Here is a 5,772-nt window from a genome sequence, read left to right on the forward strand (position 1 = left end):
CATCGCGAGTTCGACGCGGTTGCGTGCTTGGAGCTTGCGCATGTAGCTGATCTCCCAACCCAGAAGTCGGCTGTAGAAGTCCGCCAAGGCATTGGCGTCCCGGCAGTCCAGCACGATCGTTGCCAGGTCGGCACAAGGTCCGTCCATTTCGCCTCCCCAGACTGGCGTCGTGAGACTTCTTCGCGGAAGCGTAGAAGCCGCCTGCTTCGAGCGACTCATGGTCCCACTTTTCTACGTCGCTCACGGCAGGACTCCGCGTGTTATCGCTCGGTTCCGACGCCCTCTGGGCCGCGCGACAACCACGGCTTCGTACGTGTGAGTTTCCCTCGCTTCCAGGCTGAGACGACGGGGACGGCACCACTACGGGCGCTACCGCACCTCTTCGCCACGTCGCCGTCCGATACCCGGAGGGTGGCGATGTCAACTTGCGCTCAAACCCATCGCCGTTGATAAGGACCTACAGCCAGCTAGACGGAGCTTCTCAGGGGTTCGAGCGCGTCGAGAATGAGGTCGAGCCCGAAGCCGAACTCGTTGGCGGGGTCGTAGCCCGCCTGCATGAGCCCTACTGCGACCTCGTGGAGGTGTGGGTACGTGTCGGCAGGTATCTGCGGGATGAAGACGTCGTCCGTCATCTCCGCTAGTTCCTCGGCCGTGTCGAAAGGCAGGCTGGCTTCCTGGAGCGCGTGCCCGTAGACGTAGCTGTCGAGGAGCCAGTTGGCGTGAACGGTCATCTCGATGGAGAAGCCACCGTCGCGCAGGCAGGCGACGACCGCCTCGTGGTGTCGGAGGTTCGCGGGGCCAGGGCTGGTGAGCGACTCCATCAGGCTGATCGCCCACGAGTGTCGGACGAGCACGTCGCGGGCGGATGCACATCGCTGCCGCATGGCCGTCTTCCAGTCGTCGCCGGTGGGTAGCTGGATCTCGCCGAAGACGATGTCGACCATGCCCTCGAGGAGTTCGTCCTTGCCGGAGACGTAGTGGTAGAGCGTCATCGCGCCCGCGTCGAGCTCACGGGCCAGCCGGCGCATGCTGAGCGCGTCGAGCCCGTCGCGGTCGGCGATAGCGACCGCCGCTCGCAGGATCCGGTCTCGGTTCAGCGACTGTCCCGTCGCGGTCGGGCTCTCCGCGTCCCTCATCAGCCGTACCTCCAGATCGGGGCTTGACAATCGTACATCGTACGGGTACACCGTACCAGTACACCGTACTAGTACGACGTACGAAGAAGCGATGGTGAGGTCCGATCGAACGGACGAGACGCACCTCGCAACGAACGATCCGTGACCACACCAGGCCCGAACACGGGCCCCGCACCCAGGAGCGCCCTGATGCATCCCGACAAGACGACCCGCGCCGAACCGATCCTCTCCGCCCGTGGCGTGACCAAGACCTACCGGACCGGCACACACGAGGTGCATGCCCTGCGCGGCGTCGACCTCGAGGTCCGCCCCGGCGAGCTCGTCATGGTCATGGGCCCGTCCGGCAACGGCAAGACCACCCTGCTCAACTGCCTGTCAGGCCTGGACGACATCGACACCGGGACCGTCATCGTCGACGGGGACGACCTGTTCGCGATGTCCGACGCGGACCGGACCCGGCACCGCGCCGAGCGGATGGGCTTCGTCTTCCAGTCCTTCAACCTCATCCCTGTGCTGTCGGCGGCGGAGAACGTCGAACTGCCACTGCTCGTCACGGGCGCCGCTCCGAAGGTCGCCCGCGAGCAGGCCCGGGCGATGCTCGCCCGCGTCGGTTTGGCCGACCGTGCCGGGCACCGGCCCGGCGAGCTGTCAGGCGGTGAGCAGCAGCGGGTCACCGTGGCGCGCGCACTCGTCGCCGAGCCCGCGCTCGTATGGGCGGACGAGCCCACCGGCGCGCTGGACAGCCGCACCGCCGGCGAGATCGTCGAGCTCCTCCATGAGGTCCACGCCGCCGGTCAGACCCTCGTGGTGGTCACCCACGACGAGGACCTCGGGCACTCCGGGCAGCGGCTCGTCGAGGTCCGGGACGGACGCGTCGTCGCCGACGGCGAGTCGATGGCCCACGAGCTCCAGGCCCTCACGGCGGTGACGTCGTGACCGCCGCGGCCGTCATCGCGGCGCTCGCCGCGCTCCTGCTCCTCCCGCTGGTCGTGGCCGCCGTGCGCCAGCGGACCCTGCTGGCCATGGCCGTGCGCAACATCGGCCGCCGCCGCGCCGAGGCCGCTTTGGTCGTCGCCGGCGCGCTGCTCGGCACGGCCATCATCACCTCCTCCTTCGTCGTCGGCGACATCGTCGAAGGCTCCCTTGCCGACGCCGCCCGGACGCAGTACGGCCCGGTCGACATCACCCTCACCCCCACCGAGGGGGCGGACCTCGCGGCCGTGACCGCCGCCGTCGAGGCCGCCGACGTCGACGGCGTCGACGGCCTGCTGCCCGCGATCACCGCGACGGCGACCCTCGAGGCGCCCCGGCGGGACGCAGCGGTGCCCCAGGTCCGCGTTACCGAACTCGACATCCCCGCAGCGCGCGCCTTCGGCGCGGATCCGGACATCACCGGCCTCGAGGACAGCGACCGCCTCGCTCCCGGCGAGGTGCTCCTCAACGAGCGCACCGCGGGGCAGGTGGATGCCCGGGTCGGTGACACGGTCCGCATGCACGCGTACGGCGCCACCGTTGACCTCGTGGTCAGCGAGGTCGTCGCGGAGATCGGGCTGGCCGGTTACGGCGGCGCCATCGTCGCCCCGGGAACAGTCGCCGGTCTAGCCGAGTCCGCGACCGCGCCGACCGCACGACCGCAACACCACCTGTTCGTGTCCCTCGACGGCGGCGTGTTCGACACCCGTGCCCTGTCCGACGGTGTTGCCGAGCGGCTCCGCGCGGCCGTAGCCGGTCTCCCCGACGTCGAGGTCCAGACCCCCAAGGCGGGTCTGCTCGACGACGCGGCACGTGACGGCGCCGGGCTCACCGAGATCTTCAGCACCATCGGCGTGTTCAGCGTGCTCGCCGGGATCCTGCTGCTCGTGAACCTGTTCGTCATGCTCGCCGAGGAGCGCAAGACCGAGTTCGGGATGCTCCGCGCGGTCGGGTTCACCCGGCGGCGCCTCACACGCGCCTTCGCGATCGAGGGTGCGCTCTACGCGATCGTTGCCGCTGCGCTCGGCGCGGTCGTTGGGGTCGGCATCGGCTGGCTCGTCGCCATGGTCGCCGGCCCCATCTTCGGCGCTGCCGATGGCGCCGGCTACCCGCTCGTGATCGAGCCGGCCAGCCTCGCGCTCGGCGCCGGCATCGGGCTGGTCATCTCGCTCGTGACGATCTGGGCCACGAGCCTGCGCATCGCCCGCCTGAACATCATCCGCGCCATCCGGGACCTGCCTGAGCCGAGGATCGTGCGGGTGCGCGCACGCACGTTGCTGTTCGCGTCCGCCGGTGTGCTCATCGGTGCGGGGGCTGGGATCGCCGGCTATCGCGCTGACAACGCGATCGGGTTCCTGCTCGGTGTCCCGGTGGCCGCGTTCTCTGCGGCCCCTCTGCTCCGCCGGCTTCTGCCGGAGCGCACCGCGCGCCTGCTCGTCGCCAGCACCGTGCTGGCCTGGGGGCTCGCCGTCCGTCAGGTGTTCCCCGAGATCATGGGCGCCGCGGACATGGTCGCCTTCGTCGTCCAGGGCGTCGTGCTCACCGTGGGCGCCGTGTCGCTGGCCGCCAGCCTCGACCGGGTCTGGACGTTCGCGGTCGAACGGCTCGGTCGTGGTGGCCGCGGCCTGGCGCCCCGACTGGGGATCGCCTACCCGCTGGCACGCCGGTTCCGCACCGCGATGCTGCTCGGGATGTTCTCCCTCGTCATCCTCACGGTGACGATGGTCAGCGCGTTCTCGGCGGCGATCGAGGCCAACTCCGACGCGCAGGTGCGGCACATCGCTGCCGGCTTCGACCTCCTGCTCGACGTGAACCCGGCCAACCCGGTCGCCGTCGAGACGCTGGCGGCGCGCAGCGACGTGACCGCCGTCGCCGGACTGGTCCGCGGCGTCGCGAGCTTCGAGGCCGCGCACCTCGACGGCCCCCGATCCTGGCCCGTCTCCGGCTTCGGTCCAGACCTGCTCGACCGCGGGACGCCGGGGCTGTTCAGCAGGGACGAGGCCTACGCGAGCGATGCCGACGCGTACCAGGCGGTGCTCGACGACCCGACGCTGGCGATCGTGCCGGAGGACTTCCTCGTTGCCGGGGTCGGCGACGCGGCGCTCGCCGCCGGTGACCGCTTCACGGTCGTCGAGCCGGGCAGCGGCCGGCGGCGTGAGCTGACGATCGCCGGCCTCGGCGAGGCCGACTGGCTCGGCAACGGTGCCCTGGTCAACCGCGAGGTGACCGCCGCACTGTTCGGCCCGGACGACATCGTCACCCGCTCCTACGTGGCGGTGCACGCCGACGCCGACCCGGCCGACGTGGCAGCGTCCCTCAACGCCGCCTTCCTCCCGCACGGCGCCGACGCCCACACGTTCACGGCGCTCGGCGCCGAAGGTGTACGGGTCATGACCGGGTTCATCGCCCTGCTGCGGGGCTTCCTCGGCTTCGGGCTGCTCGTCGGGATCGCCGGCCTCGGCGTCGTCATGGTCCGCGCCGTCCGCGAACGGCGCCAGGAGATCGGCATGCTCCGCGCGATGGGCTTCCGCAAGGAGCTCGTCCGCACCGCCATGCTCTCCGAAGCAGGGCTCATCGCCCTGCAGGGGACGGTCATCGGCGCCGTGCTCGGCCTCGTCACGACCCAACAGATCCTCACCGGGTCGGACTCGTTCGGCGACACCGGGATGCCCTTCATCGTGCCGTGGGCTGGGCTGGCCCTCGTCGTCGTCCTTCCGCTGCTCGCCGCGTTGCTCGCCACCGCCTGGCCCGCCGCCCGAGCGGCGGCGATCCGGCCGGCGGTCGCCCTCCGCACCTCCGACTGAAAGCAGGCCCTCCATGAACACACTGGCAGCAGCACACCCTGTCCACCTGACGATCGACTACCCGGACCGTGCCCTCGACCGCCCCTCCACGCTCCTGCGTGCCCTCTACGCCGCCCCGATCGTGATCCTCCTCGCCCTCGTCGATGGGAGCTGGTCTGGCGGTGCGGCCGCCGGTGGGGTGCTCATGCTCCCCGTCCTCCTCACGATCCTCTTCCGCCAGAAGTACCCGCGCTGGTGGTTCGACTTCCACCTGCAGCTCGCACGCTTCTCGACGAGGGTCGTGGCCTACCTCGCCCTCATGTCCGACCGCTACCCGTCCACCGACGAGCCGCAGTCGGTCCACCTCGACATCGCCTATCCGAACGTCCGCGAGGACCTCAACCGCTGGCTGCCGGCCGTGAAGTGGCTGCTGGCCGTGCCGCACTACATCGCCCTGCTCTTCCTCGGCAGCGCAGCGGTGCTGGCCGTGGTCGGCGCGTGGTTTGCGGTGCTGGCCACCGGCCGCTACCCGCGGCGCATCTTCGCGTTCGTCGAAGGCGTCCTGCGGTGGGCGCTGCGGGTCCACGCCTACGCGTTCCTGCTCGTCACCGACCGCTATCCGCCCTTCTCGCTCGACTGAACCACCCGACCAGACAAGGAGCTCCGACCATGAAGGCAATCGTGCAAGACACCTACGGGCCCACAGACGTGCTCCGGCTCGCCGAGATCGACAAGCCAGTCGTCGGCGCCGGCGACGTGCTGGTGCGGGTCCGCGCAGTTGCGCTCCACCCGGGCGACCACTTCATCCTGACCGGTACCCCCTACCTCGTGCGTCCGGCGTTCGGGCTACGCCGGCCGCGCCACGGCATCCCCGGCCGTGA

Annotated in this window: 6 protein-coding genes; 4 read left to right on the forward strand and 2 right to left on the reverse strand. The window is 70.4% G+C overall.

The features are described 5' to 3' along the window. Positions 1-219: hypothetical protein (locus KY462_16530; protein MBW3579305.1), on the reverse strand; the 219-nt coding region annotated here is incomplete at its 3' end. A gap of 248 nt (positions 220-467) precedes the next feature. Beyond that, a complete protein-coding gene (locus KY462_16535; protein MBW3579306.1) occupies positions 468-1,136 on the reverse strand; it encodes a TetR/AcrR family transcriptional regulator in 669 nt (222 codons plus the stop codon). A 189-nt stretch (positions 1,137-1,325) separates the two neighbouring features. On the opposite strand from KY462_16535, the gene KY462_16540 reads away from it, so the two are divergent. From KY462_16540 to KY462_16555, 4 genes are all read left to right on the forward strand, one after another. After that, entirely contained in the window at positions 1,326-2,072 is a 747-nt protein-coding gene (locus KY462_16540) for an ABC transporter ATP-binding protein (GenBank protein ID MBW3579307.1), read from the forward strand. After that, on the forward strand, positions 2,069-4,912 hold the full coding sequence (locus KY462_16545; GenBank protein MBW3579308.1) for an ABC transporter permease: 2,844 nt from the start codon (positions 2,069-2,071) through the stop codon (positions 4,910-4,912). The genes KY462_16540 and KY462_16545 overlap by 4 nt, the downstream gene beginning before the upstream one ends. A 13-nt stretch (positions 4,913-4,925) precedes the next feature. Continuing rightward, positions 4,926-5,531, forward strand: a complete 606-nt coding sequence (locus tag KY462_16550) for a DUF4389 domain-containing protein (GenBank protein ID MBW3579309.1) — start codon at positions 4,926-4,928, stop codon at positions 5,529-5,531. A 29-nt stretch (positions 5,532-5,560) separates the two neighbouring features. Further along, positions 5,561-5,772 (forward strand): NAD(P)-dependent alcohol dehydrogenase (locus tag KY462_16555; protein ID MBW3579310.1); only part of this gene is annotated, 212 nt, incomplete at its 3' end.

Source organism: Actinomycetota bacterium (assembly GCA_019347675.1).
Classification (GTDB): Bacteria; Actinomycetota; Nitriliruptoria; order Nitriliruptorales; family JAHWKO01; genus JAHWKW01.